We start from the raw sequence: 26755 nt of genomic DNA on the forward strand, positions 1-26755 counted from the left end.
GGCCTCGCATCGCAAGGCCCTTTTCCGGGGGTTTGAATCGTTTCAACTCTGCGGCCTCATGCCTTGAGACATGCCAAACATGAACAGCAACAGTTCATGATCAGGCTTGACCGCAGTGCTCGCCTTGGCAACGCGCGGCAACAGGCATTGCCCGCCACCCTGCGTTGCACTGAGCACCTGTGTGCGAGGCTGTTCCCAGGCCGCCAGCGCCATGGCTGCAACGCCCAACGCCCCGACCAGGAACAGACCTCGTGCTATTTCTAGCTTCATCTGGTTAAACCCTTGATAGCGCTGCCAAACGCCGTCTCGTAAAAGTAGCTGAGTTTCGCCCAGTCGGTAGCGTTCCACGACGAATGGCGACGCAGTTGCAGCATGTCATGGGAGGCGGCCCGATAAGCGGTCAAGCGCTGGCGGCATTTCTCGAAATCCAGCAGTGCCACTTCAACGTTGGCGGCGTCACCTTCGCCCGTCACCCGCACGAAAATATGCTTGATATACAGGCAACCGTGTTGCCAGCGCCCGCGGTGCATGCGCGCCAGGGTGCCGGCCAGTTCCTTGAGCACGCGCTCGTGCACAAGCTCGCCGTACTGCTCACGGCCACCGGCGGCGTACCAGTTTTCGATTTCGTCAAAGCCATCCAGGGCGGCGGTCACCAACAGTGCCTGCCAGCGCTGCTCGGAGTCGCGGCGCGCCTCGCAGAAGACCATCTCCGGCACGCGTACATCCAACAGGCGCAGGCCCTTGATCGCGTCCCGCTCGCGCAGCACAGTGGGGCGGCCCAACGGGTGCAGCCAGCTGCGGTAGATATGCCCGGTCTGGCGCTTGGCGTAGAGCAAGCGTCCATTGGTGCCCATCACGCGCTGCACACCGCTTTCACCACCACGCCGACGGTTAGGCTCTTCGACCCACTCGCCCTGCTGGCGCCAGAAATAATCAAAACGTTCTTCGGGCGCTACATGACTGCCTGCTACGCACTCAACTGCCATCCTGTTACCTCTTGCGTAATACGTACACTCGCCACATGGCATAGAGCGGAATGAAGTCCAGGGACTCCTGAACTCGAAAACCGGCTTCCTCGAACTCGGCTTCAACAGTAGCAGCCGGTAACACAAATCTATTTTGGTAACCTTCCTGCTCACCCTTCTTGCGACGCTGACCTTCGAGACGCTTGCGTTTCCAGGCTTTGAAGTTGCCATCGACCCACAATGAAACGATCACGCTATCTCGAGTAACACGCTGAAACTCCCGCAATATCGCCAGCCGGTGCGCCGGATCACCAATGTGGTGCAACAAGCGCATGCAGAAAATGCTGTCGACCGCGTTATCTGGCAAATCGATATCAAAGGCAGATGTCTGCAAAGGCCGTACCCGTTTCACCACATCGGCGGGCTGGGCGACGGTTGCCACCTTTAACATCGACGCCGAATTATCGGCACCGATGATCACGCGGTTGGGCTTTTCGGCCAGCAACGGCCAGAAACGCCCGGCGCCACACGGCAAGTCCAGCACCAGGCCAGGCTCACCGGCCATCGCCAACGCGCCACGGGCCAATTGCTCGTCGCGTTTGTGGGACAGCCGGCGAGCGAGATTGTCCTGATGCTTGAGCAAATATTCGTGGGCGTGTTCGTCGTCGTACTTTTCGGAAAATTCGAGTTTGATCGGGGTAGACATCAACGGATCTCCAGTTGCTGATGCCTACAACCTTAGGCATCGCGCTGTGATCAACTGGTCAACCCGTTGTGAAAAACTTGTCCTGTCCAATCCCATACATTTCAAGACTTTACAGAGACAAGCAATGGCATGGGGCCATCTTCGCCGAATAGCGGTGATCTCTGGCAGGATAGCGGCAGGGGGTGAAGTCAGGTGTTGACCTGACTCAATTGCACATGAAAGCGGCAGCCATTGGGGTCCATGGTGCTGAGGCTCACGCTCCAGCCCTGGTTTTCGCAGATGCGCTGGACCAGCGACAACCCCAGGCCCAGGCCCTCGCCCCGCTTCTCGTTGCCGCGCACAAACGGCTCGAACATCGCTTCGCGCTTGTCCTCGGGGATGCCCACACCAGTGTCTTCCACCACAAAACCGCTCGGCTCCAACGTCAGGCGAATAAAGCCCTGCTCGGTGTAATGCAGCGCATTGCGCAACAGGTTGCCCATCACCGCATGCAGGAACGTGGCGTTATAGCGGGTATCCAGCGGGCTGCCCGGCTGGTAGATCAGCTCCAGGCCCTTGCGCTCGATAGGGTCGCGCCAGATACCGAGCAGGTCGTCAGCCACTTGCTCCAGGCTGACCTGGGGCGACATGGTGCTCTCGTCATGTTCGGCACGGGCCAGCATCAGGAAGGTCTGCACCAGCTCGCGCATTTCTTCACAAGCACGGGCAATGCGCTCGACCTGGTTGCGCCCACGCTGATCGATGGCCGGGTTTTCCAGCAGCAATTCGCAGGAGCTGGCCAGCACCATCAACGGCGTGCGCAATTCGTGGCTTACGTCACTGGTAAACAATTGCTCGCGAGACAGCGCCTGACGCAAGCGCCCCAGCGTGGCATCGAAGGCCACTGCCAGCTCACCCACTTCGTCGGCCGCGTAGTCCGGCGCCAGCGGCGGTGCCAGGCCCAGCAGTTGGTCACGATGACGGACCTGGCGCGCCAGGCGTACAACCGGTGCCATCACCTTGCGCGCCAGGACCCAACCGAGGAACACCGCCAGCGCCAGGCTCAGCACGAAGCCCACCAGCACCACGGCAAACAGCACGCGCTCGCGCTCTTCGAAATCGCTTTGATCCTGCAGCAGCACATAGCGCCGACCGTCGACCACTTCGACCATGGCGTGGTACGACAGCGACTCGCGGAAGACTTCATGGAAGCCGGGCTCAAGGTGTCGCAAATCCTTGGGCAACTCGAAGTCGCCAGGCCCGCCACTGAAGTAAAACAGCTGATCCGGCTCGGGCCGGTGCCGCCAGTCCTCGACGGTGTCCATCAGCAGCAGGCGTTGCAAGTCGCCGCCCAGGCCCGCCGAGATCAACTTCTCTTCCACTAGGTGCACGGTCGCAACGATGCCCATGGCAAAGGCGCCCGCCACCAACGCACTCATCAAGGCAAAGGCGATGATGATCCGTTGGGCAAGGCTTTGCTTAAACTCCATCTCGACCCTCGGCCAAGCGATAACCAACGCCGTGCACCGTTTGCAGCAACGGCTTGGCGAACGGCTTATCGATCACTTGGCGCAATTGGTGAACGTGGCTGCGCAGGCTGTCGCTGTCCGGGCAGTCATCGCCCCACAGGGCTTCTTCGAGAATTTCGCGACGCAGCACGTGCGGGCTCTTCTGCATCAGCACCGCCAGCAGTTTCAAGCCAACCGGGTTGAGCTTGAGCAGGCGCCCTTCGCGGGTCACTTCCAGGGTGTCGAGGTCGTAGCTCAGGTCACCCACCTGCAGGGCGCGGCGTCCGCCACCCTGGGCTCGGCGCAGCACGGCTTCGATGCGCGCGGCCAGTTCCGACAGGGCAAACGGTTTGAGCAGGTAGTCATCGGCGCCGGACTTGAAGCCCTGCAACCGGTCATCCAGTTGATCGCGGGCGGTGAGCATGATCACCGGTGTGTCGCGGCGTGCATCTTCGCGCAGGCGTTTGCACAGGGTGTAGCCGTCGATGCCGGGCAGCATGATGTCGAGCACGATCAAGTCGTAATGCTCGGTGGCGGCCAAGTGCAGGCCTGATAAACCGTCCTGCGCACAGTCGACGGTATAGCCCTTTAGCCCCAGGTAATCGGCCAGGTTGGCCAGAATATCGCGGTTGTCTTCAACCAATAGAATTCGCATGGGCAGTGTCTCCGTACGCGGTAACGGCCGTGTTGGCTCGCGCAGCTTAAGGCCAAGTGTGGCTTACGACTAGGGCAGCGGCACGACTCTATAAGTTTTTTCAACCCATTGGTTCCCTTCACGAGTTTTTCACTATCGCTTCACTCGGAGCCCACAGAAAGGCTGGCAGGATGATGCACCCTCACGCCTGGCGAAACCCAGGCATAAAAAAGCCCCGCCGGCATCACTGCCGGCGGGGCTTTTTCAGTACGGGGGTAAGGCTGGCTTACATCATGCCGCCCATGCCACCCATGCCGCCCATGTCTGGCATACCGCCGCCAGCCGAGCCTTCAGGCTTAGGCTTGTCAGCGATAGCAGCTTCGGTGGTCAGGATCAGGCCACCGATGGAGGCTGCAGCTTGCAGCGCGGAACGAGTCACCTTGGTAGGGTCCAGGATGCCCATTTCGATCATGTCGCCGTAGACGCCAGTCGCAGCGTTGTAACCGTAGTTACCTTTGCCGTTCTTGACTTCGTTGACCACAACGCTTGGCTCGTCGCCGGAGTTGGCAGCGATCTGGCGCAGTGGTGCTTCAACAGCGCGACGCAGTACGGCAATACCGACGTTCTGGTCAGCGTTGTCGCCGGTCAGGTTGGCCAGGGCTTCCAGAGCACGGATCAGCGCAACGCCACCGCCAGGTACCACGCCTTCTTCGACGGCTGCGCGGGTTGCGTGCAGGGCGTCTTCAACGCGGGCTTTCTTCTCTTTCATTTCAACTTCGGAACCGGCGCCAACCTTGATCACTGCAACGCCGCCGGACAGCTTGGCCAGGCGCTCTTGCAGTTTTTCACGGTCGTAGTCGGACGAAGTTTCGGCAACCTGGGCACGGATCTGAGTGATACGAGCCTGGATGTCCTGCTCTACGCCAGCACCGTCAACGATGATGGTGTTTTCTTTGGAGATGGTCACGCGCTTGGCACTGCCCAGGTTTTCCAGGGTAGCGCTTTCCAGGCTCAGGCCGATCTCTTCGGAGATAACGGTACCGCCGGTCAGAACGGCGATGTCCTGCAGCATGGCCTTGCGACGGTCGCCGAAGCCTGGCGCCTTGACGGCTGCGACTTTGACGATGCCACGCATGTTGTTCACAACCAGAGTCGCCAGGGCTTCGCCTTCAACGTCTTCGGAAACGATCAGCAGTGGGCGTCCGGCTTTCGCAACGGCTTCCAGCACTGGCAGCATTTCGCGGATGTTCGAGATCTTTTTGTCGACCAGCAGGATCAGCGGGCTGTCCAGCTCGGCAACCATGGTTTCTGGCTTGTTGACGAAGTACGGGGACAGGTAGCCACGGTCGAACTGCATGCCTTCTACAACCGACAGTTCGTTTTCCAGGCCAGTGCCTTCTTCAACGGTGATCACGCCTTCTTTACCGACTTTTTCCATGGCTTCGGCAATGATGTCGCCGATGGAGCTGTCGGAGTTGGCAGAGATGGTACCTACCTGGGCGATAGCCTTGGTGTCAGCGCATGGCTTGGACAGGTTTTTCAGCTCGGCGACGATGGCGATGGTTGCCTTGTCGATGCCGCGCTTGAGGTCCATTGGGTTCATGCCGGCAGCGACGGCTTTGTAGCCTTCGTTGACGATGGCCTGAGCCAGAACGGTAGCGGTGGTGGTGCCGTCGCCTGCGTCATCGTTGGCACGGGAGGCAACGTCTTTGACCAGCTGCGCGCCCATGTTCTCGAAACGGTCTTCCAGTTCGATTTCTTTGGCTACGGAAACGCCGTCCTTGGTGATGGTCGGAGCGCCGAAGCTCTTCTCGATGATCACGTTACGGCCTTTCGGGCCCAGGGTCGCTTTTACTGCGTCAGCCAGGATGTTGACACCGGTGAGCATTTTCTTGCGGGCGGAATCGCCGAATTTAACTTCTTTAGCAGCCATGATCGATAATCCTTAAATACTTTGGAGTAACGGGAAAATGAGCGGGGAAATTACGCTTCCAGTACGGCGAGAATCTCGTTCTCAGCCATGACCAGCAGGTCTTCGCCGTCAACTTTCACAGTGTTGCTGCCGGAGTAAGGGCCGAATACAACCTTGTCACCGACTTTAACGGCCAGAGCACGCACTTCACCGTTTTCCAGGGTTTTGCCTGGGCCAGCAGCGACGATCACACCGTGGTTGGCTTTCTCGGCAGCCGAACCTGGCAGAACGATCCCGCCGGCGGTTTTCTTTTCTTCTTCGCTGCGACGGATTACGACGCGGTCGTGCAGAGGACGAAGCTTGCTCATTGTCGATCTCTCCTAATTGTGTTTTTCATCGGCCGGTGTCTGTACCGGCGGGTTGTAGTCCGGCTGTGCCGGTCGCGCCTCGCCAAGCAAGACGCGGAAGTCTGTCTGGTGTCGCCACCAGAAACCTTGCGGTGACCGTTACATAAGGGCGCATAAGCTTATTACAAGGGGCCGGGGATGAAATTTTTTGCGTCTGCCGACCCGTAAATGCAACACGGCACCCGAAGGTGCCGTGCCAGTGAAGCGGTTACTTGCTGTCGCGGTGTTCGAACTCGCCTTCGATCACATCACCTTCACGCCCCAGCGGCTGACGCGGGGCCGGGCCGCCACGGGGTTGCAGGTCGTCGGCGAACGCACGCTGACGGATGGCAGCCTCTTCAGCACGCTGGCGCATCTTGCCCGCCAACAGCTTACGGGTGACGGGGAGCAACATGACCAGGCCAACCACGTCGCTGATAAAGCCAGGCAGGATCAACAAGCCACCGGCCAGGGCCATCATCAGGCCTTCAAGCATGGTCTGGGCAGGCAGCTCGCCGCGGTTCAGGCTTTCACGGGCACGCAGCGCCGTGGCCAGGCCGGCGACGCGCAGCACCAGAACGCCGAGCATCGAGCCGAGAATGATCAGCAACAGGGCTGGGAAAAACCCGATCGCACCGCTGACTTGAACGAATACGAACAGCTCCAACACTGGGAATAGCAGAAAGAGCAACAAAAAAGGGCGCATCAAATGGTTCCTCAACGCAAGAATGCCTTGCCAGTCCACCTTAGATGACGTCGCCATTTCGTGAATTCAAGCGTCGGCGGCCTCTTTTTTCGGCCAGACCTCGGCGTGGGCCAACGAAACCAAGGCTTCGCGCACTTGTGTCGGCGTGTTGCAAGACGCTGCAAACGGCAACCAATGCAGCGACTGGCCAATGCGCAGGTGCATGCCTTCACTGTCGATACCCGCCAACTGCGCAGGCTCGAAGGTTGGCAAGCCGGTCAGCGCGACGTAATGGGCAATGGCCTTGGTGTGATCGCTGTTCATGTGTTCGATCATGCTGCGTTCCGCCTTGCCCGCGAACGGGTTGGCCAAGGTCAATTGGTCGACCCAGTGAATCGCGCCAAAGCCGCCGATGTAACGATGACGCACGGGCTTGAGCACCCAGAAGTCAAAGTCGTGGGCCTTATGGTAGTTGGCAGAATCGGGGAAGTAGCGGTAATAACGCTCGGCCGCCGCCTCGATGGCAGCACCCTCTTCCAGTTTTTCGGCTTCGGCCAGGTAGGTCAGGCGCCCGACGGCCTGCACGTCGTCGGCCTCGCGCTCACCCACCAGCAGCGAGCACTTGGGGTCTTTCTGCAGGTTATGGGTGTGCTGGGCGATACGGCTGATCAGGATCAACGGGCGACCCTGCTCGTCGAGGCAATACGGTACGACCGACCCGAACGGAAAGCCGGGCATGGCCTTGGACAATGTGGAGAGAGCCCCACGGTATTCCTTGAGCAACAGCTCTCGGGCGTTCTTGGCAACCTGTGCGCTCAACGTATGACTCCTCGGATAATCAGCCGCCCACGGCCTATGGGAATGGATCTCAACGCAAGGTAATCACATCCGCAAAGGTTGCCAAGCAGGTTTTGTACGCCCGTGTTACCAGGCCACGCCGAAGCCTGCGGTGTAGCGGGTCTTGCTCAGGCTGCTGTCGGAGTCGCCGCTGATAACGTCGCGCTCGGCCTTGAGGTTGAGGGACGCCCACTCGGTGACTTTGTAGCGCAGGCCCATTTCGGCATCCAGGGAATACTCCGCCGGACCGTCGATGGGCTTGCCCACTTCGCCGTTGGTGAAGAATTCGACGGTCTTGCCCACCAGGTAGCGGTTGTAGTTCCACTTCATGGCCAGGGAATAGAAGTTGTCCTTGCCGCCATCGGCGTATTCGTAGTCGGTGCGGTTGACCAGCGAGCCCAGGGAGAACGCGCCCAGCTCATCGTCCCAGAACTGATAGCCCGGGCCGGTACCGACGGTGCGCTGCCGGGAGAGGTCTTCAACCTTGTCGCGCTTGTAGGTCAAGCGCCCCTGCCAGAACCAATGCTCGGTCAGGAAGCGGTCGAGGTCATATTCCAACGCCCAGTTGTCGGTGGTGGTGACATCGTCCTGGAACTCGCGGTTGTACTCGCCCTGGCCGGTATGGCGCCATTGGCCATGACGCGCCGTGGTCTTGAAGTCGATGTCGTAGTCGTTGGTGTCCTTGTCGGCGCGTTTGTAGTCCAGCGCCATGTCCACATTACCTTTCCACACCAGGTCTTCGATCACAGGCTTGGGCTTGATGATCTGCTGGATGCTGGCCAGGTCGACGGTCTTGGGCGCTTCGCCATTGGCCAGCACCACCTTGCCGTCATCCGCCGCCTTGAGGGACTTGGCCTTCTCGCCGATGTAAGCGTCTTGCTTAACCAGCAGTTCCTGGTCGCTTTCCAGGGTTTTCACCTGTTTCCAGTCCACAGGGATGGCGCCGGCATAATCGGTCTGGATCAGCAGCTTGCCACCGTCGAAGACCTTGATCTTGCCGGTCAGGCGGTCACCGTTTTTCAACCAGACGGTATCGGCCAGCAAGGGCGTGGAGGCGCTGAAAACAGCGAGGCACAGCAGGGTTCTGGACAACATAAGCGGATTAGGAGCTCAAGGTTGGCGAAAAGGGGCGATTATCGTGTTAGATAGCTAGGACTGACTCAAGGATTAATGTTGAGTTCAATTCTCACTGGCATGTTTACAGACGTTTCTTACAGAAAGACCGACATTTTAAACGGATCGACCCACCGTGAACCCACCCGCCGAAACCCCGCAAACCCCTGCCGAAATGCGCCGTACTGCGCTGTACCTGACCTTGGCGCAAGTGCCCGAAGGCTGCGTGGTGAGCTACGGCGAGCTGGCCCAACTGGCAGGCCTCGGGCGCGCCGCGCGCTGGGTGGGACGCACGTTGAGCCAACTTCCCGAAGACACCCGGTTGCCCTGGCACCGTGTGTTGGGTGCCGGTGGTCGGATAAGTCTGCCGGTGGGCAGTGCCTCGGGTGACGAACAACGCGCGCGTTTGCGCGACGAAGGCGTCACTGTCCGCAACAATCGCGTGGATATTCAGCGCCATGGCTGGCGCCCGGTAGAGCACAGCGGTTAGAGTGCGCGCTTTGTTTCCGTGAATCTGAGGCAGACTCCAGCCCATGCCCCGTAAAACCTGGCGCGCCGCGCTCGCCGCCTATGCCAGCCCCTCGACGTTAGTGCTGTTGTTGCTCGGCTTTGCCGCCGGCTTGCCTTACATGTTGGTGTTCTCGACGCTTTCAGTGTGGTTGCGTGAGGCCGGTGTGGCCCGCGAGACCATCGGCTATGCGAGCCTGATCGGCCTGGCGTATGCCTTTAAATGGGTGTGGTCGCCGCTGCTCGATCAATGGCGCCTGCCGCTGCTCGGTAAACTCGGACGTCGTCGCTCCTGGCTGGTACTGGCCCAATCGTTGGTGATCCTCGGATTGATCGGCATGGGCTTTTGCGACCCGCAGAAACACCTGTCCTGGCTGATCGCTATCGCCGTGATCGTCGCCTTTGCCTCCGCCACCCAGGACATCGCCGTCGACGCCTATCGCCTGGAAATCGCCGACGACAGCCGACAGGCTGCTCTGGCCGCCAGCTACATGTCCGGCTATCGCATCGCCGCCCTGCTGGCCACGGCGGGCGCCCTGTTTTTTGCCGAAGGGTTTGGCTCAACCGGCTTCAACTATAAACACTCGGCCTGGACCGGCACCTATGTGTTGTTTGGCGTGCTGATGATCCCGGCCCTGCTGACCACCTTCTTTATGCGCGAGCCGAACGTGCCACTGCGCACCCAATTGCAGGCCGGGCGCTACAGCTTTGTGCATCAATTGGTCTCGGTGTTTGTACTGATCGTGCTGCTGGTGTCGGTGCCAGCGATGTTCACCCAACTGTACAACACCGATTTCGCCAGTGTGCTGTTCCACGGCGTGAGCCTGTGGGAGTTGCTGATGGAGGACCGCGCCTTCCTGCGGGCCATCCTCTATATCACCCTCACCGCCCTGTGCCTGTCGGCCATGGGTCGCCGTGGCCTGGCGCCCGTGCTGACGCCGGTCAACGACTTCATCCTGCGCTACCGCTGGCAGGCGTTGCTGCTGTTGGGGCTGATCGCCACCTATCGCATGTCGGACACCGTGATGGGCGTGATGGCCAACGTGTTCTACATCGACCAGGGGTTTACCAAGGACCAGATCGCCGGGGTCAGCAAGATCTTCGGCCTGATCATGACCCTGCTGGGCGCCGGCATGGGTGGCCTGCTGATCGTGCGCTTCGGCATCCTGCCGATCCTGTTCATCGGCGGCGTGGCCTCTGCCGGCACCAACCTGCTGTTCGTGATGCTCGCCGACATGGGCCCGGACCTGCAGATGCTGATCTTCACCATCTCCCTGGATAACTTCAGCTCCGGGCTGGCGACCTCGGCGTTTGTCGCCTACCTGTCGAGCCTGACCAACCTGAAGTTCTCCGCCACTCAATACGCCTTGCTCAGCTCCATCATGCTGTTGCTGCCGCGCTTGATCGGCGGGTACTCGGGCGTCATGGTCGAGAAGTTCGGGTACCACAATTTCTTCCTGATCACCTGCATGCTGGGTGTGCCGACCTTGCTGCTGATTGCCTTGCATTGGTATCAGGAGAATCGGCGGGCTCGGTTGAATCCACCGGTAGACGACTGACACACCTCGGTCCATGTGGGAGCTGGCTTGCCTGCGATAGCATCCCCCTGATGCAACAGACACACCGCGCCGCTCCCATCGCAGGCAAGCCAGCTCCCACACAAGCCCGGTTCCGATAGAAACACCCCGCAACCTGATGCCTGTACTCCGGCTGCAACCGCCCGTACAATCCCAAGTCATTTCAAGTCCAAGCAACCGACAACGGCCTACCATGCGTACCAGTCAATATTTGCTCGCCACACAGAAAGAAACGCCTTCCGACGCGGTCGTGATCAGCCACCAGCTGATGCTGCGTGCCGGCATGATCCGCAAACTGGCCTCCGGCCTGTACACCTGGCTGCCCATGGGCTTGAAGGTGATGCGCAAGGTCGAAGCCATCGTTCGTGAAGAAATGAACGCCGCCGGCTCTCTGGAAGTGTTGATGCCGAGCACCCAACCGGCTGAACTGTGGCAGGAATCCGGGCGCTGGGAAGAGTACGGCCCTGAGTTGCTGCGCTTCAAGGATCGTCATGGCCGCGACTTCTGCGCCGGCCCGACCCACGAAGAAGTGATCACCGACCTGATGCGCAACGAGCTGAGCAGCTACAAGCAGCTGCCGCTGAACCTGTACCAGATCCAGACCAAATTCCGTGACGAAATCCGCCCACGCTTCGGTTTGATGCGCGGCCGTGAATTCATCATGAAGGACGCCTACTCGTTCCACGCCGACCAGGCTTCGCTGCAGGTCACCTACGACCGCATGCACCAGGCCTACTGCAACGTGTTCACACGCCTGGGCCTGAAATTCCGCCCGGTTGAAGCGGACAACGGCTCCATCGGCGGCGCCGGCTCCCACGAATTCCACGTGCTGGCCGAGTCCGGCGAAGACGATATCGTATTCAGCAACGGTTCCGACTACGCGGCGAACATCGAGAAAGCCGAAGCCGTGCCACGGGAAACCTCCCGTCCAGCACCGACGCAAGAGCTGCGCCTGGTGGACACGCCAGAGACCAAGACCATCGCGGCCCTGGTGGAAAAATTCAATCTGCCGATTGAAAAGACCATCAAGACCCTGATCGTGCGCGCCGAAGAAGAAGGCAAGCTGATCGCCCTGGTGATCCGTGGCGACCACGAACTCAACGAAATCAAGGCGGCCCAGCAACCTGGCGTGGCCAGCCCGCTGGTCATGGCCACCGACGCCGAACTGCGTGACGCGATTGGCGCCGGCGCCGGCTCGCTGGGCCCGCTGAACCTGCCGCTGCCGATCATCATCGACCGTTCGGTCGAGCTGATGAGCGACTTCGGTATCGGCGCCAACATCGACGACAAGCACTACTTCGGCGTGAACTGGGAGCGTGACCTGCCGGTTCCGACCGTGGCCGACCTGCGTAACGTGGTCGCCGGTGACCCAAGCCCGGATGGCAAGGGCACCCTGGAAATCAAGCGCGGCATCGAAGTCGGGCACATCTTCCAGCTGGGCAACAAGTACAGCAAGGCAATGAAGTGCGAAGTGCTGGGCGAGAACGGCAAGCCGATCACCCTGGACATGGGCTGCTACGGCATTGGCGTATCCCGCGTGGTGGCCGCTGCCATCGAGCAGAACAACGACGAGAAAGGCATCATCTGGAGTGACGCCCTCGCGCCGTTCCAGGTCGCCCTGGTGCCGCTGCGTTATGAAACCGAGCAAGTACGCGAAGCCACCGACAAGCTGTATGCCGAACTCACGGCTGCTGGTTTTGAAGTGCTGCTGGATGACCGGGACAAGAAAACCAGCCCGGGCATCAAGTTCGCCGACATGGAACTGATTGGCATCCCGCACCGGATCGTGGTCAGTGACCGCGGCCTGGCCGATGGCAATCTGGAATACAAGAGCCGGACCGAAGCCGAAGCCCAACCGTTGCCGGTGGCTGACGTGCTGTCTTTCCTTCAGGCGCGTATTCGTCGCTGAAAACCAGATCAAGAGAAGTCATGTTCAAGCGAAACACCAGAGCCCTGGGGGGCGCCGCCTTGTGCGGCGCCCTGCTGGTCAGCGGCTGCGCCAACCAGATGTCGCAACGCAGTGAGCACGAGGAGCGGGTCGAGCGTAAGTTGCTCGACCACAGCCTGCAGATCGATGTAGGCGACCCCAAAGTGCTGGAGCTGCCGCAACGCCGGGTTCGCATTCACGAGCAGAAGACCTTCGAGGTCACCGAGTTCGAAGTCACCCGCCGTTACGATCGCTACACCCCCTACCAACCCTGGCGCAAACTCTATGAGATGCCATTGGGGGCGGTCGCCTTGGTGGCGGGCGCGGGCGCCAACGTGGCGAACATTTTCGCCCTCGGCAACCTGCCCACCAGCATGACCCACGACTGGCTGACCTACGGCGTTGACGGCCTCAACCCGTTCATGAACGTGCAATCCCACGGCCGTGCGCAACAGAACCTGGCGGGTATCGATGAAGTCCAGCGCGACAAGCGTGTGGAGTATTCGAGCCTACCCTGGAGCGAGCGCCCAGTGCAGGTTACCGCCGGCAAGCAAGTGCATGAGCTCACCACCGACCGCAACGGCGTCCTGCGCCTGAACCTGTTGGACAGCCCGTTTGCCGAGCAAGACCTGAACCGCGTCACGACCCTGAAGATCAGCGTGGAAGATGGCCAGGACGACGTGCATTCGGACTCGACCCTGGCGATCAGCAACACCCTGCGCGGCAAGTTGCTGGAAGCTCACGGCCTGATCTACGACGACCTGGAAGACGACGAAGTCAGCCAGTGGGTGCACCGGGTCAAACGCCTGTCGGAGCTGGGCCTGGAAGAAGAAGCCAGCGAACTGGAACAAAGCCTGATCGAACTGACCCGCAATGATCCCGAGTTGCAGCAGGAATTCCTGCAGGCGTTGACCAAGGATGCAGGGCGGTTGGTGGCGGACCCTGGGGCGCGCTAAGACTTCAAAAATGTTGTAGATCTAATGTGGGAGCGGGCTTGCTCGCGAATGCGGTAGATCAGTCAATGCATCTGGTGACTGACACTCCGTATTCGCGAGCAAGCCCGCTCCCACATGTGGTTCTCGGTTTCTACCAAGAGAACTCGAGCTGTTCGTTGCCATTGCTTAAATCCAGCAAACGCACCCCAATCCCCAGCAACCGCACCGGCTTCCCGCCGCGATTGAACGCCTGCGTCAGCAGCTGTTGATAACTCTCCAGGTCCCGCCCTGCCCCCGCCTGCTCCAAGGTGGTCTGGGTAAAATCATGAAACTTCACCTTAACGAACGGCTTACCCGCCCGGTAACTGCTGTCGATGCGCGCCATGCGTCCGGCCAGGGTGTCCATCAGCTCAGGGAGTTTGGCCAGGCAGCTTGAGAGATCCGGCAGGTCCACGTCGTAGGTGTTTTCCACACTGATCGATTGTCGGCGACTGTCGTTTTGCACCGCGCGATCATCGATCCCACGCGCCAGGCTCCACAGGCGCTCGCCAAAACTGCCGAATTCGCGCACCAGCGCCAGCTTGTTCCATTCGCGCAGTTGCAGGCAGTCCTCGATCCCCAGGCGGGCGAGCTTGTCCGCCGTGACCTTGCCCACGCCGTGCAACTTGCTTACCCGCAGCTGCGAGACAAAGTCTTCGACCTGGTCCGGGGTGATCACGAACAATCCGTTGGGTTTCTTCCAGTCGCTGGCGATCTTGGCCAGGAACTTGTTCGGCGCCACACCGGCAGACACGGTGATGTGCAATTGGTTGGAGACGCGGCGGCGTATGTCCTGGGCGATGCGCGTGGCGCTGCCGCCGAAATGCGGGCTGTCAGACACGTCCAGATAGGCTTCATCCAGCGACAGAGGTTCGATCAGGTCGGTGTAGTCGCGAAAGATCGTCTGGATTTCCTTCGACGCTTCTTTATAAGCATCCATGCGCGGCTTGACGATGGTCAGGTCCGGGCACAGCTTTAACGCATGACGTGATGACATCGCCGAGCGTACGCCGTAGGCACGCGCCTCGTAGTTGCAGGTCGCAATCACCCCGCGCCGGTCCGCCGAGCCGCCGACTGCCAACGGCTTTTGTGCCAGGCTCGGGTCATCGCGCATCTCGATGGCGGCGTAGAAGCAATCACAGTCGACGTGGATGATTTTGCGCTGCGTCATATAAAAGGGGGTGTAAACCTACGGGTGGCCAGTATCGCATTCACACCTGTATATAGCACCAGTAGTTTGATTCTTCCGCTTGAGCGGTAGGAAAATTCCAAGATGAATTTATTTTCTCAATCGAATTTGGCCTTCCGATAGAGCTGAAAGCCTTAGCCAGACTGGGCCCGAGCGCTATCAAGGGACCTTATGGAGAGCTAAGCGATTGAAGCACAAGCGCTTTTCTTCAATTCACAGGTTGACACACTGGCGTTCCTCTGTAGAATGCCGACACACAGACGCGGGATGGAGCAGTCTGGTAGCTCGTCGGGCTCATAACCCGAAGGTCGTCGGTTCAAATCCGGCTCCCGCAACCAAACATCAAAAAAGGCTACTCGAAAGAGTGGCCTTTTTTGTGCCTGCTCGTTTTTCCTTCCTGTACGAAAATTGTAAGACAAAAAAATCTTTACTCGTCGCGCACTTACCGTCCTTGGTCAACGTGTAACGACAAATTCACACTTATTTGACCCATCAGCCCATTAACGGTTGACACCCCGCCGTTGGGCTGTAGAATGCCGCCCACAGACGCGGGATGGAGCAGTCTGGTAGCTCGTCGGGCTCATAACCCGAAGGTCGTCGGTTCAAATCCGGCTCCCGCAACCAAACATCAAAAAAGGCTACTCGAAAGAGTGGCCTTTTTTGTATCCGGTGAAAAAGTTCTTCTGAAACAATGGCATGGCATCTTTCATGAAACCCTACACGGTTTGTTGAGTCCATCTCTGTGCAAGCTATGCTCAATGCTCAATCGCTACCCTCTACGACCAATGGCCGCTGTCGCCGCACCCGGTGATACGCGTTAATATTTGTAATTATTTTGTCCATAGGGATTGGTAACTTGGCTGGATACCTCCATCCTGTCGCGCACAATCCACGAGGTGATTGATGCGCGCCAACTCGTCTGAACCACAAGACACTGTCACAGCAGAACAACCGATCACACCCACTCGTTTACGTTGGCTGGATCTGGTGAGCAAGTATCGGCAACCCATCGGGCTGGCCGTCACGTTGCTGCTGTTTGCCATCGCCCTGATCGCCTGCCGCCACCTGCTGCTGGAACTGGACCTCTACGCCCTCCACGATTCGATCCTGGAAGTGCCCAAACCCGCGCTGCTCGGCGCCTTTGCCGCCGCCGTCGCCGGTTTTGTCATTCTATTGGGCTATGAATTTTCCGGCGCACGCTACGCGGGGGTCAATTTGCCCGCCAAGACCCTGGCCCTGGGTGGCTTTACGGCGTTCGCCATCGGCAATGCGATTGGCTTGTCGATGCTCTCGGGCGGTTCGGTTCGCTACCGTTTATATGCACGCCATGGCATCGGGGCTTCGGAAGTCGCCCACATGACCGTGTTTGCCAGCCTGGCCCTCGGCACTGCCCTGCCACCGCTGGCGGCACTGGCCACATTGAGTAACTTGCCGGCGGCGTCTACCTACCTGCATCTGTCGCAAGGCCTGCTGGGCGGCATTGCCGGCGCCGTGCTGCTGTTGTCGGCGGTGCTGTGCATCGGCATTTATCGCCGACGCCTGCCGGAACAACCCTACCCGGATAACCTGCTGGTAAAAGCCGGTCGTCGCACTCTGCGCCTGCCGGGTCGCCGCCTGACCTTCCTGCAACTGATCATTACCGCGCTGGACGTGGCCGCTGCCGCCACTGTCCTCTATATGCTGCTGCCGGAAGCGCCGCCGTTCGGTCCCTTCCTGCTGGTGTACCTGCTGGCCCTGGCCGCTGGTGTGCTCAGCCATGTGCCGGGCGGTGTGGGCGTATTCGAAGCGATTCTGCTGGCGGCCTTCGCCGATAAACTCGGTGCCGCGCCGTTGGCCGCGGCCCTGCTGCTGTACCGCATGATCTATGTGGTGCTGCCGCTGCTGATCGCCTGTGTGTTCCTGCTGGTCAACGAAGCCCAGCGCCTGTTCCAGACCCAGCAAAGCTTGCGGGTCGCCTCGGGGCTGGCAGCGCCAGTACTGGCCGTCCTGGTTTTTTTGTCTGGCGTGGTCCTGCTGTTTTCTGGCGCCACGCCCGAAATCGACTCACGCCTGGAAAACATCGGCTTTCTGATTCCCCACCGCCTGATTGACGCCTCACACTTTGGCGCGAGCCTGATCGGTGTGCTCTGCCTGTTGCTGGCCCAGGGCCTGCGCCGACGCCTGTCGGCCGCCTGGATGCTGACCATGGTGCTGCTGCTGGTGGGCGCCCTGCTCTCGCTGCTCAAAGGCTTCGACTGGGAAGAAGCCAGCCTGATGACCATGACCGCCATCCTGCTGGCGATCTTCCGACGCTCGTTCTACCGCGCCAGCCGCCTCACCGAACTGCCCTTCTCGCCGCTGTATCTGGTGGCCAGTGTCTGCGTGCTCGGGGCTTCGATCTGGCTGCTGCTGTTCGCTTATCAAGACGTGCCCTACAGCCACCAACTGTGGTGGCAGTTCACCTTGGATGCCAACGCTCCGCGCGGCCTGCGCTCGCTGCTGGGCGCCGCCGTGCTGCTGGTGATCGTGTCCCTGACCTGGCTGCTGCGCACCGCGCGCCCGGTGATCCACCTGCCGACCCCGGACGAACTGGAGCGCGCCAGCAAGATCCTGATGGCCTCGTCCCAGCCCGACGGTGGCCTGGCGCTCACCGGCGATAAAGCGCTGCTGTTCCACCCCAACGATGAAGCCTTCCTCATGTACGCCCGTCGCGGGCGTAGCCTGGTGGCCTTGTACGACCCGATCGGCCCGACCCAACCACGGGCGGAGATGATCTGGCAGTTCCGCGACCTGTGCGACATCCACCATGCGCGCCCGGTGTTCTACCAGGTCCGCGCGGAGAACCTGCCGTACTACATGGACATCGGCCTCACCGCGATCAAGCTGGGCGAAGAAGCCCGCGTCGACCTGAAACGCTTTGACCTGGAAGCCAAGGGCAAAGAGATGAAGGACCTGCGCTACACCTGGAACCGCGGCTCGCGGGACGGCCTGTCCCTGGAGATCTTTGAACCCGGCACGGCGCCGATGGACGAACTCAAGGTGATCTCCGATGCCTGGCTGACCGGCAAGAACGTACGGGAAAAAGGCTTTTCCCTGGGACGCTTCAGCGACGACTACCTCAAGCACTTTCGTATTGCGATCATCCGCTTCGAGGGGCGCCCGGTGGCCTTCGCCAACCTGCTCGAGACCTACAACCACGATCTGGCCAGTCTCGACCTGATGCGCGCCCACCCGGACGCGCCCAAGCTGACCATGGAATTCATGATGGTCGGCCTGATTCAACACTATAAGAGTCACGGCTACGCCCGCTTCAGCCTCGGCATGGTGCCGTTGTCGGGCCTGCAACCACGACGCGGTGCCCCGCTGACCCAACGCCTGGGCTCGATGGTGTTCCGACGTGGCGAGCAACTGTATAACTTCCAAGGTTTGCGCCGCTTCAAAGACAAGTTCCAGCCTGACTGGGAACCCCGTTACATGGCCGTGCCCGCAGGACTTGATCCGCTGGTGGCACTGGCCGATACCGCCGCCCTGATCGCGGGCGGCTTGACTGGATTGGTGAAACGCTGATGATTCGACGCTCTTGGCGGTATGTGTTGGCCTTTGTAGTGCTGCTCGCCCTGATCCTGGGTGGCGGCTATTGGTACTGGAACCGCCCTGCCCCGCAGCCGACCCTGGAGCAATTGCCCCAGGCCGACGGCTCGGTCATGACCCGTGTAACGCCCTACGGCACGCCTAAAGCCCGTGTCGCCGTCGCCGTGCTGGCCGATGCAACCCTGACCGACAGCCAACTGATTGCCTTGAGCCAGGGCGGCAAGGCGCAGCTTGTCCAGGTGATCCTGCCCAAGGACGACTGCAAGCTGCAGGAACAGGCGCTGCAAAACGCCCTGGACCAGCTCAAGGGCCCGGCCACCCTGGTCAGCGGCATCGGCCCTGGCGCAAGCCTGGCCTGGCGCTGGCTGGCGGCACAGACCGACGACAAGGCCAACGCCATCTCCGTCGGTTTCGCCATGACCCAGGAAGGATGCAAGGACCCGCTGCCGAAAACGGCGGCCCACGGCAGCTGGCTGGTGGCCTGGAACGACAACCCTGACGACGATGCCGCCAGTTTCGTACGCGACACACCGCGTGCCACCACCAGCATCAGCGACTACGACATTCACTACCCGCAAGTGCTGAACAACGAGTTGCGCAAGCAACTGGTGGGCTCGGACAACGGCGGCCTGGCCATTCCGGTGGTTGAAGTACCGGCGGGCCAAGCCAAGGACACCGTCACCCTGTTCCTCTCCGGTGACGGCGGCTGGCGTGACCTGGACCGCGACGTGGCGGGTGAAATGGCCAAGATCGGCTACCCGGTGGTCGGTATCGACACCCTGCGCTACTACTGGCAGCACAAGACCCCGGAACAAAGCGCCAAGGACCTCACCGAACTGATGCAGCACTACCGTCAGAAGTGGGGCACCAAGCGCTTCGTGCTGACCGGTTACTCGTTCGGCGCCGATGTATTGCCGGCCATTTACAACCGCCTGCCGGAAAACGAGCAGCAGCGTGTGGATGCAATCATCCTGCTGGCCTTCGCCCGTACGGGCAGCTTCGAGATTGAAGTGGAAGGTTGGCTGGGCAACGCCGGCAAAGAAGCCGCCACCGGCCCGGAAATGGCCAAGCTGCCCCCTGAAAAAGTGGTGTGCATCTACGGCGCGGAAGAAGTCGACGAGAGCGGCTGCACCGACAAGACAGCCGTGGGTGAGGCGTTGAAGCTGCCAGGTGGGCATCACTTCGACGAGAACTACCCGGCGCTGGCCAAGCGGTTGGTGGATATCATCGTGAAGCACCAGGCCAAGGATAAAGCCGAGTAACTCCAGCTATTACATGGCTTAAAATGTGGGAGGGGGCTTGCCCCCGATGGCGGTGGGTCAGCTACAGATAAGCTGACTGAAGTACCGCTATCGGGGGCAAGCCCCCTCCCACATTTGTATTTGCAGTGTTGTTTAGATTCAGCGCGGTTCGATGTGGGCAATCATCAGTTGCACAGTCTCATTCCCACGAAACTCGTTCACATCCAGCTTGTACGCCAACTCCACCCAACGCACGGTCGGGTTCGGCCAGACCTCACGGTCCACGCCAAAGGCAATGCCATCGAGTTTCACTGACCCGCATTCAGTCTTGAGCACCACCTTCAGGTGCCGCTCACCCACCACGCGCTGCTCTACCAACTGGAATACACCGTGAAAGACCGGCTCGGGAAAGTGCTGACCCCACGGCCCGGCATGTCGCAACGCGCGGGCCAGTTCCAAGTGAAACTCTTCCACCGCCAGAGTGCCGTCCGACAACAAGCGTCCGGTCAGGTCTTCCTCACGCAGTTGCCGGCGCACTTCAGCATCAAAGGCTTCGGCAAACAGTGGGAAGTTTTCCTCGCGCAGTGTCAGGCCAGCCGCCATGGCGTGGCCGCCGTATTTGGCGATCAGGTTGGGATGCTGGCTCGCGACCACCGCCAGGGCGTCACGGATATGAAAACCCTGCACAGAGCGCCCTGAGCCCTTCAACAGGCCATCACCGGCGTCGGCAAAGGCGATGGTCGGTCGGAAATACCGCTCCTTCATGCGCGACGCCAGAATGCCGATCACACCTTGGTGCCATTCCGGGTCGAACAGGCACAAGCCATAGGGCATCGACTGCACCGGCAGGTCCTTGAGCTGGGCCAAGGCCTCGCGCTGCATGCCTTGCTCGATGGATTTACGGTCCTGATTCATGCCATCCAGTTGCGCGGCCATTTCACGGGCAGCGGCAACGTCGGTGGTCAACAGGCATTCGATCCCCAGGCTCATGTCATCCAGGCGCCCGGCGGCATTCAGGCGCGGGCCGAGGATAAAGCCCAGGTCAGTGGAAGTGATACGTGCCGCGTCGCGCTTGGCCACTTCCAGGATCGCCTTGATCCCCGGCCGCGCACGGCCAGCGCGGATACGCTCCAGGCCTTGATGCACGAGGATGCGATTGTTGGCGTCCAGGGGCACCACGTCGGCGACGCTGCCCAGGGCAACCAGGTCGAGCAACTCGCCGATGTTGGGTTGTGGCTTGCTTTCGTACCAGCCCAGGCTGCGCAGGCGCGCGCGCAGGGCCATCAGCACGTAGAAGATCACGCCCACACCCGCCAGGGCCTTGCTCGGGAATTCACAGCCCGGCTGGTTCGGGTTGACGATGGCGTCCGCTGCCGGCAACTCATCGCCGGGCAAGTGGTGGTCGGTCACCAGCACTTGCAACCCCGCCGCTTTCGCCGCCGCCACGCCTTCGACGCTGGAGATACCGTTGTCCACGGTAATCAGCAGTTGGGGCTTGCGCTGCAGCGCAACGGCGACGATCTCCGGGGTCAGGCCATAGCCGTATTCGAAGCGGTTGGGCACCAGGTAGTCGACATGCGCCGCACCGAGCAGGCGCAAGCCCAAGGTGCCCACGGTGCTGGCAGTGGCGCCGTCGGCGTCGAAGTCGCCGACGATGAGGATGCGCTGGCGCTGCTCCAGCGCGGTCACCAGCAAGTCCACCGCCGCGTCGATGCCCTTGAGCTGCTGATAGGGAATCAACCGCGCCAGGCTTTTATCCAGCTCGGCCTCGGACTGCACCCCGCGCGCGGCGTAGAGACGGGTCAACAGCGGTGGCAATTCACCGAGAAACGGCAGGACAGCGGGCAACGGGCGAGGATCGATACGCATGGGGTGACGGGAGCTTCTCTTCTATTCGACAGTTAGTTGGCAACGCTAAAGGCAACGCAGATCACATGTGGGAGCTGGCTTGTTGTGGCGAGGGAGCTTGCTCCCGTGGGCTACGTAGCAGCCTCTCGCTTTTTGGGGGCGCTTCGCACCCCAGCGCAAGCAAGCTTGCTCACCACAACAAGCCGGCTCCTACAGGTTTAGCCGCGTTCGCCGACCAGCCATTGCAGTTGGACTTCATGCTGGCCGCGATCATCGGTGACGAAGATCGTGCCTTCGCTGATCATCACGTCCCACTTGATAACACGGGGCATGTCCTTGGCCAGGGTCTCGAGGACTTCCTGGGGCACGGCGGCGATGTGCACGTTTTTCAGGTTATTCGCCACCGGCACTACCTTGCCTTCCCACACGCGCAGGCTGCCATAGGCCAGCAGGCTGGTGCGTTCGGTGCGGCGCGAGCACCAGGTGAGGCGGTCGGCGTCGGGCTGGCCGACTTCGATCCAGTGCAAAACCCGGTCATCCAGGCTTTTTTCCCACAGGGCTGGCTCGTCTACATCTGACAGGCCACGGCCGAACGCCAACTGCTCGTTGTACCAGAGGGCGTAGGCCAACAGACGCACGGTCATGCGCTCTTCGGTTTCCGAAGGGTGGCGGGCGATGGTCTGTTTGACGCTCTCGTACACCGAGCGATCGAGGTCGGTGAGGTTGAGTTCGAATTTGTAGGTCGTGGACGGCTGGGCCATGAACGGACTTCTAGAGACAGGGAAAGACGGCCAGTCTAACCGATGGCGAGGTCATTCAACGAATCCTGCGCTGCATCATCCTTATCCTTGGGTCGCTCGCCTATGTTAAAAGGCATCACACTACCGTTGCGCGCAGACAAGGATCCCCATGTCGTTTAATGCCAAACCGCTTGCCGGCCTGAAAGTCATCGAACTCGGCACCCTGATCGCCGGACCATTCGCCTCCCGCATCTGCGCGGAATTCGGCGCCGAGGTGATCAAGGTCGAATCGCCCGACGGCGGCGACCCGCTGCGCAAATGGCGCAAGCTGTACGAGGGCACGTCGCTGTGGTGGTTTGTGCAGGCGCGCAACAAGCAGTCGCTGACATTGAACCTCAAGCACCCGGACGGCCTGGCCATCCTCAAACAACTGCTGGCGGACGCCGACATCCTGATCGAGAACTTCCGCCCCGGCGTGCTGGAAAAGCTCGGCCTGAGCTGGGAAACCCTGCACGCCCTCAACCCCAAGCTGGTGATGGTGCGCCTCTCTGGCTTTGGCCAGACCGGACCGATGAAAGACCAGCCAGGGTTCGGTGCGGTGGGTGAGTCCATGGGCGGCCTGCGCTACATCACCGGTTTCGAAGACCGACCGCCGGTGCGTACCGGCATTTCCATCGGCGATTCGATTGCCGCTTTGTGGGCGGTGATCGGCGCACTGATGGCGCTGCGTCATCGAGAGGTTAACGGCGGCCTGGGCCAGGTGGTGGATGTGGCGCTGTACGAAGCCATCTTCGCCATGATGGAAAGCATGATTCCGGAGTTCGATGTGTTTGGCTTCATTCGCGAACGCACCGGCAACATCATGCCCGGCATTACGCCGTCCTCGATCCACACCAGCGCCGACGGCAAGCATGTACAGATTGGCGCCAACGGCGATGCGATCTTCAAGCGCTTCATGTGCGCCATTGGCCGTGAAGACCTGGCCAATGACCCTGTGCTTGCCAGCAATGACGGCCGCGATAGCCGCCGTGATGAGCTGTATGGGGTGATTGATCGCTGGGTGAACTCGCTGCCGCTGGACCAGGTGGTCGACCTGCTGAATAAGGCCGAGGTGCCTGCCAGTCGGATCTACAGTGCCGAGGACATGCTCGGCGACCCGCAATTCCTCGCCAGGGAAATGTTCCTCAAGGCCAAGCTCCCCGGTGGCAAGGACTTCAAGATGCCCGGCATCGTGCCCAAGCTGTCGGACACGCCGGGCAGCTGCGAATGGGTGGGGCCGCAGTTGGGCGAACATAACACTGTGGTGCTCGGCGGGCTGGGCTACGACGCGGCCGCCATTGTGCGTTTGCGCGAGGAAGGCGCGATCTGATGGTACGTCGGCTCGTTCAGCTAGGCCTCGGCGCCCTGCTCGCCTGCGGCTGGCCCCTGGCCGCGAGCGCCGCAGACACGCTGATCTGGCTGTTGCGTGACCTGCCACCCCTGACTATTTTCGAAGGCCCACGCAAAGGCCAGGGGGCGTTGGACGAACTATTGCCGAGGCTGATCGAACGCCTGCCGGAATATCGGCACCAGGTGCTTCACGTCAATCGCGCACGGGGCACACAAATGCTGCGTGAATCCTCGTTCACTTGCGATCCCTCGCTGCTGTGGACGCCGGAACGGGCCACGTACGTGGTGTTTTCTCGCCAGGCGTTTGCCGTTCCCAGTAATGGCGTCACGATCCGGCGCAGCCAGCAGGAAGCCATGGCGCCCTTTATCGTGGATGGCCAATTCGACCTGCAGGCGTTTCTCGACACCCCTGGAGCGCGGGTAGGCGCCACCGCAGAACGCAGCTACGGCCCGGTTATCGATGAGCGACTTAAACACGCCGACGCGCACAAGCTGGCGCTCCATTACGGCAATGATGCGCTGGGCAGCTTGTTGCAAATGCAGCGCCTGGGACGGCTGGAAGCGGTGCTGGGTTACTCGCCGGAAATTCGCTACCACTCGCTGCAACAAGGAATCGCTGCCGACGACCTGCATTTTTACCCGATCAAAGGCACAGCGCCCTACCAACGTACGCATATCGCCTGCTCGGATACGCCCCAGGGGCGCCGTGCCATCGAACGAATCGACCAAGTGCTGCGTGACATCCCTTTGCAAGACGTGCAGCAGTCCTATGCCACGTGGCTGGACCCGGTCATGCGCGAACAGTACCTGCGCGACAACTCGCAGTTTTTCCAGGACTCACCAGCGCCGTGACAAATCGCAGGCAAAAAGAAACCCCGAGGCGTGGGGAGACACTTCGGGGTTAAACGTGGCCAACAAAGACCAGTACAGCAAGCCACAAACACCGGAGCACAATGTTTGCTCTTGCTGTTACGAAATCTGACCGGCCACCTTGTAGGAAGTTTCCACACTTAAACAATTCTTCATGCAGCAGCGGGGCTGCGCGTCTGGGCCGCGTTACGCAAGGCCGCGATGACCGAGGGTTCCAAGCGCCCTTCGGCAATCTTGATATCGCGCAACAAGCAATCCACCACGTCTACCAGTACGCGCTTGTCCATCAATTGCGCACGATCGACTTCACGTTCGACCACCATAGCACCGGCAGGATTCTTCACCGTCACCAGGCACTCGTCCTGCACACCGGAGGTGGTCAGCGTAACCTGATAAGGGCTCAGTGCTTCTTCGAGCAATAGGCTGATACTTTCCATCTCGATCACCACTCAATAGTTCGGGAACAATCGTTTCAACGGGAGCTGCATCTATCCTAAGTGACTGGTTGTTACGTAGGAAAGTTCGCTTTTTCGTCTTTATGGGGCCGTCAGGGAGTGACGTGGACCAGCATGCGCTTGCAACATGACAACGAAAAAACGAATCCTATACACGGTCGGCGCTGATCACTTTGCCTTGCAGGCAGGAGCGCAGGTCAAAAGGCCCTTATTTCGGCAGAACTACTCGCGTAGCCGCTGACACAAAGCGGGCCTGCCAGAACAAAAAACGCCGCTGACCCGGGAAGGGAAAGCGGCGTTTTTGTCTACGCGGTGTGCCTTACAGCGGCTTACCCCGGTTGCCATGCTGGCTCACAAACGCCTGCACAGCCTTCAGGTCATTGGCCAATACGGTGCAACGCTCTTCACGCTCAAACAGGTCTGCCAAGTGCACCGGCAATTCCAGCGCCTTGCCAACGCCGGCCTTCTCCACCGCTTCGGGGAATTTAACCGGGTGCGCGGTGCCGAGGATCACCATCGGGATGTCCAGGCTACGACGGCATTCACGGGCAGCCTTCACACCGATGGCGGTGTGCGGGTCGAGCAGCTCGCCGGTCTGGGCATAGACTTCAGCGATGGTTTCGCAGGTCTGCGCGTCGTCCACGGCCAGGGAGTCGAACAGCTTGCGGGTTTCGGTCCAGCGCTCTTCATCAACGCTGAAACCGCCGCCGCTCTTGAAGGTGTCCATCAAGCCGGCAATCGCTGCACCGTTACGACCGTGCATGTCGAACAGCAGGCGTTCGAAGTTCGACGAGACCATGATGTCCATGGACGGCGACAGGGTCGCGTGCAGGGTTTCCTTGACGTACTGGTTGCCGCTCATGAAGCGGTGCAGGATGTCGTTGCGGTTGGTGGCGACGATCAATTGGTTGATCGGCAGGCCCATGTTGCGCGCCAGGTAACCGGCGAAGATATCGCCAAAGTTGCCGGTCGGCACCGAGAACGACACCGAACGCGCCGGGCCGCCCAACTGCAGGGAAGCGTGGAAGTAGTAGACGATCTGGGCCATGATCCGCGCCCAGTTGATCGAGTTCACCGCCACCAGGCGTGTGCCCTTCAGGAAGCTCTGGTCGGCGAAGCTGTTCTTGACCATTTCCTGGCAGTCATCGAAGTTGCCTTCGATGGCGATGTTGTGGATGTTCTCGCCGAAAATGGTGGTCATCTGCCGGCGTTGCACTTCCGACACGCGCTTGTGCGGGTGCAGGATGAAGATGTCGACGTTTTCGCAGTGCTTGCAGCCTTCGATGGCCGCCGAGCCGGTATCACCGGAGGTGGCGCCGATGATCACCACGCGCTCGCCGCGTTTCTCCAGCACATAATCCAGCAGGCGACCCAGCAGTTGCAGGGCGAAGTCCTTGAACGCGAGGGTCGGGCCGTGGAACAGCTCCAGGACCCATTCGTTGCCGTTCAACTGGCGCAGAGGTGCGATGGCGTTGTGGGAAAACACGCCGTAGGTCTCTTCCAGAATCTTTTTGAAGTCCGCATCCGGAATGCTGCCGGTGACGAACGGGCGCATCACCCGGAACGCCAGCTCGTGGTACGGCAGGCCGGCCCACGAAGCGATTTCTTCCTGGGTGAAACGTGGCAGGTTTTCCGGCACGTACAGGCCACCGTCAGTGGCAAGGCCTGCCAGCAGGACGTCTTCGAAATTCAGGGCCGGTGCCTGGCCGCGGGTGCTGATATAACGCATAGGGGCAAACCTTC

General features: G+C 60.5%; 23 protein-coding genes and 2 tRNA genes. 10 read left to right on the top strand and 15 right to left on the bottom strand.

Annotated elements, in window-relative coordinates; translation table 11 throughout:
- Positions 1 to 42: 42 nt before the first annotated feature.
- The 10 genes from KHP07_RS14875 to KHP07_RS14920 form a co-directional block, all read right to left on the bottom strand.
- Positions 43 to 270: a hypothetical protein gene (locus KHP07_RS14875; protein WP_078050054.1), complete on the bottom strand. Its 228-nt coding sequence runs from the start codon at positions 268 to 270 to the stop codon at positions 43 to 45.
- Positions 267 to 986, bottom strand: a complete 720-nt coding sequence (locus tag KHP07_RS14880; RefSeq protein WP_078050055.1) for a lipopolysaccharide kinase InaA family protein — start codon at positions 984 to 986, stop codon at positions 267 to 269. The genes KHP07_RS14875 and KHP07_RS14880 overlap by 4 nt, the downstream gene beginning before the upstream one ends.
- Positions 987 to 990: 4 nt before the next feature.
- Positions 991 to 1671: a class I SAM-dependent methyltransferase gene (locus KHP07_RS14885; protein WP_078050056.1), complete on the bottom strand. Its 681-nt coding sequence runs from the start codon at positions 1669 to 1671 to the stop codon at positions 991 to 993.
- Positions 1672 to 1859: 188 nt separating this feature from the next.
- Complete coding sequence (locus tag KHP07_RS14890; RefSeq protein ID WP_214497422.1) at positions 1860 to 3140, bottom strand: sensor histidine kinase; 1281 nt, start codon at positions 3138 to 3140, stop codon at positions 1860 to 1862.
- Positions 3130 to 3813, bottom strand: coding sequence for a two-component system response regulator ColR (gene colR / locus KHP07_RS14895; RefSeq protein ID WP_003175870.1), 684 nt, complete (start codon positions 3811 to 3813; stop codon positions 3130 to 3132). Before colR ends, KHP07_RS14890 begins: the two co-directional genes overlap by 11 nt.
- A 265-nt stretch (positions 3814 to 4078) precedes the next feature.
- Complete coding sequence (groL, locus tag KHP07_RS14900; RefSeq protein ID WP_078050058.1) at positions 4079 to 5725, bottom strand: chaperonin GroEL; 1647 nt, start codon at positions 5723 to 5725, stop codon at positions 4079 to 4081.
- A gap of 50 nt (positions 5726 to 5775) precedes the next feature.
- Positions 5776 to 6072 (bottom strand): co-chaperone GroES, encoded by a 297-nt coding sequence (locus KHP07_RS14905; RefSeq protein ID WP_016975516.1) that lies wholly within the window; start codon positions 6070 to 6072, stop codon positions 5776 to 5778.
- 247 nt (positions 6073 to 6319) lie between these two features.
- The gene (locus KHP07_RS14910; protein ID WP_025854816.1) at positions 6320 to 6796 is read right to left on the bottom strand and encodes an FxsA family protein; all 477 of its coding nucleotides are present in this window, start codon (positions 6794 to 6796) and stop codon (positions 6320 to 6322) included.
- Positions 6797 to 6862: 66 nt separating this feature from the next.
- The gene (locus KHP07_RS14915) at positions 6863 to 7594 is read right to left on the bottom strand and encodes a HugZ family pyridoxamine 5'-phosphate oxidase (protein ID WP_100492200.1); all 732 of its coding nucleotides are present in this window, start codon (positions 7592 to 7594) and stop codon (positions 6863 to 6865) included.
- A 105-nt stretch (positions 7595 to 7699) separates the two neighbouring features.
- Complete coding sequence (locus KHP07_RS14920) at positions 7700 to 8707, bottom strand: DUF481 domain-containing protein (protein ID WP_078050060.1); 1008 nt, start codon at positions 8705 to 8707, stop codon at positions 7700 to 7702.
- A 193-nt stretch (positions 8708 to 8900) separates the two neighbouring features.
- Here KHP07_RS14920 and KHP07_RS14925 point away from each other — a divergent pair, with 193 nt between their 5' ends.
- The 4 genes from KHP07_RS14925 (at position 8901) to KHP07_RS14940 (ending at position 13692) form a co-directional block, all read left to right on the top strand.
- Positions 8901 to 9215, top strand: a complete 315-nt coding sequence (locus KHP07_RS14925; protein ID WP_223204549.1) for an MGMT family protein — start codon at positions 8901 to 8903, stop codon at positions 9213 to 9215.
- Positions 9216 to 9258: 43 nt separating this feature from the next.
- Complete coding sequence (locus KHP07_RS14930) at positions 9259 to 10791, top strand: AmpG family muropeptide MFS transporter (RefSeq protein ID WP_078050062.1); 1533 nt, start codon at positions 9259 to 9261, stop codon at positions 10789 to 10791.
- 211 nt (positions 10792 to 11002) lie between these two features.
- Positions 11003 to 12718: a proline--tRNA ligase gene (locus KHP07_RS14935; RefSeq protein ID WP_078050063.1), complete on the top strand. Its 1716-nt coding sequence runs from the start codon at positions 11003 to 11005 to the stop codon at positions 12716 to 12718.
- Positions 12719 to 12738: 20 nt separating this feature from the next.
- The gene (locus tag KHP07_RS14940) at positions 12739 to 13692 is read left to right on the top strand and encodes a hypothetical protein (RefSeq protein WP_025854822.1); all 954 of its coding nucleotides are present in this window, start codon (positions 12739 to 12741) and stop codon (positions 13690 to 13692) included.
- Between the two features lie 130 nt (positions 13693 to 13822).
- On the opposite strand, the gene dinB is transcribed toward KHP07_RS14940, so the two are convergent.
- The gene (gene dinB / locus KHP07_RS14945) at positions 13823 to 14881 is read right to left on the bottom strand and encodes a DNA polymerase IV (protein ID WP_099494253.1); all 1059 of its coding nucleotides are present in this window, start codon (positions 14879 to 14881) and stop codon (positions 13823 to 13825) included.
- 279 nt (positions 14882 to 15160) lie between these two features.
- Here dinB and KHP07_RS14950 point away from each other — a divergent pair.
- The 4 genes from KHP07_RS14950 to KHP07_RS14965 all read left to right on the top strand — a co-directional run bounded on the left by KHP07_RS14950 (position 15161) and on the right by KHP07_RS14965 (position 19731).
- Positions 15161 to 15237: transfer RNA gene (locus KHP07_RS14950), tRNA-Met, on the top strand.
- A 209-nt stretch (positions 15238 to 15446) separates the two neighbouring features.
- Positions 15447 to 15523, top strand: a tRNA-Met gene (locus KHP07_RS14955).
- A 279-nt stretch (positions 15524 to 15802) separates the two neighbouring features.
- Positions 15803 to 18445 (top strand): bifunctional lysylphosphatidylglycerol flippase/synthetase MprF, encoded by a 2643-nt coding sequence (gene mprF, locus KHP07_RS14960; protein ID WP_078050065.1) that lies wholly within the window; start codon positions 15803 to 15805, stop codon positions 18443 to 18445.
- Positions 18445 to 19731 (top strand): virulence factor family protein, encoded by a 1287-nt coding sequence (locus tag KHP07_RS14965; protein ID WP_214497423.1) that lies wholly within the window; start codon positions 18445 to 18447, stop codon positions 19729 to 19731. Before mprF ends, KHP07_RS14965 begins: the two co-directional genes overlap by 1 nt.
- 138 nt (positions 19732 to 19869) lie before the next feature.
- On the opposite strand, the gene recJ is transcribed toward KHP07_RS14965, so the two are convergent.
- On the bottom strand, positions 19870 to 21579 hold the full coding sequence (gene recJ / locus KHP07_RS14970; protein WP_214497424.1) for a single-stranded-DNA-specific exonuclease RecJ: 1710 nt from the start codon (positions 21577 to 21579) through the stop codon (positions 19870 to 19872).
- Positions 21580 to 21776: 197 nt separating this feature from the next.
- Positions 21777 to 22319: a YaeQ family protein gene (locus KHP07_RS14975; protein ID WP_003193952.1), complete on the bottom strand. Its 543-nt coding sequence runs from the start codon at positions 22317 to 22319 to the stop codon at positions 21777 to 21779.
- Between the two features lie 148 nt (positions 22320 to 22467).
- On the opposite strand from KHP07_RS14975, the gene KHP07_RS14980 reads away from it, so the two are divergent.
- Together KHP07_RS14980 and KHP07_RS14985 are read left to right on the top strand one after the other, a co-directional pair.
- The gene (locus KHP07_RS14980) at positions 22468 to 23667 is read left to right on the top strand and encodes a CaiB/BaiF CoA transferase family protein (protein WP_214497425.1); all 1200 of its coding nucleotides are present in this window, start codon (positions 22468 to 22470) and stop codon (positions 23665 to 23667) included.
- A complete protein-coding gene (locus KHP07_RS14985) occupies positions 23667 to 24539 on the top strand; it encodes a TIGR02285 family protein (RefSeq protein WP_214497426.1) in 873 nt (290 codons plus the stop codon). The genes KHP07_RS14980 and KHP07_RS14985 overlap by 1 nt, the downstream gene beginning before the upstream one ends.
- A 170-nt stretch (positions 24540 to 24709) precedes the next feature.
- On the opposite strand, the gene KHP07_RS14990 is transcribed toward KHP07_RS14985, so the two are convergent.
- Together KHP07_RS14990 and thrC are read right to left on the bottom strand one after the other, a co-directional pair.
- Positions 24710 to 24994 (bottom strand): DUF3509 domain-containing protein, encoded by a 285-nt coding sequence (locus tag KHP07_RS14990; RefSeq protein WP_078050070.1) that lies wholly within the window; start codon positions 24992 to 24994, stop codon positions 24710 to 24712.
- Between the two features lie 337 nt (positions 24995 to 25331).
- Positions 25332 to 26741 (bottom strand): threonine synthase, encoded by a 1410-nt coding sequence (gene thrC / locus KHP07_RS14995; RefSeq protein ID WP_099494250.1) that lies wholly within the window; start codon positions 26739 to 26741, stop codon positions 25332 to 25334.
- Between the last annotated feature and the right edge of the window lie 14 nt (positions 26742 to 26755).

The organism is Pseudomonas sp. VS40 (genome assembly GCF_018587885.1).
Taxonomy (GTDB): domain Bacteria; phylum Pseudomonadota; class Gammaproteobacteria; order Pseudomonadales; family Pseudomonadaceae; genus Aquipseudomonas; species Aquipseudomonas pergaminensis.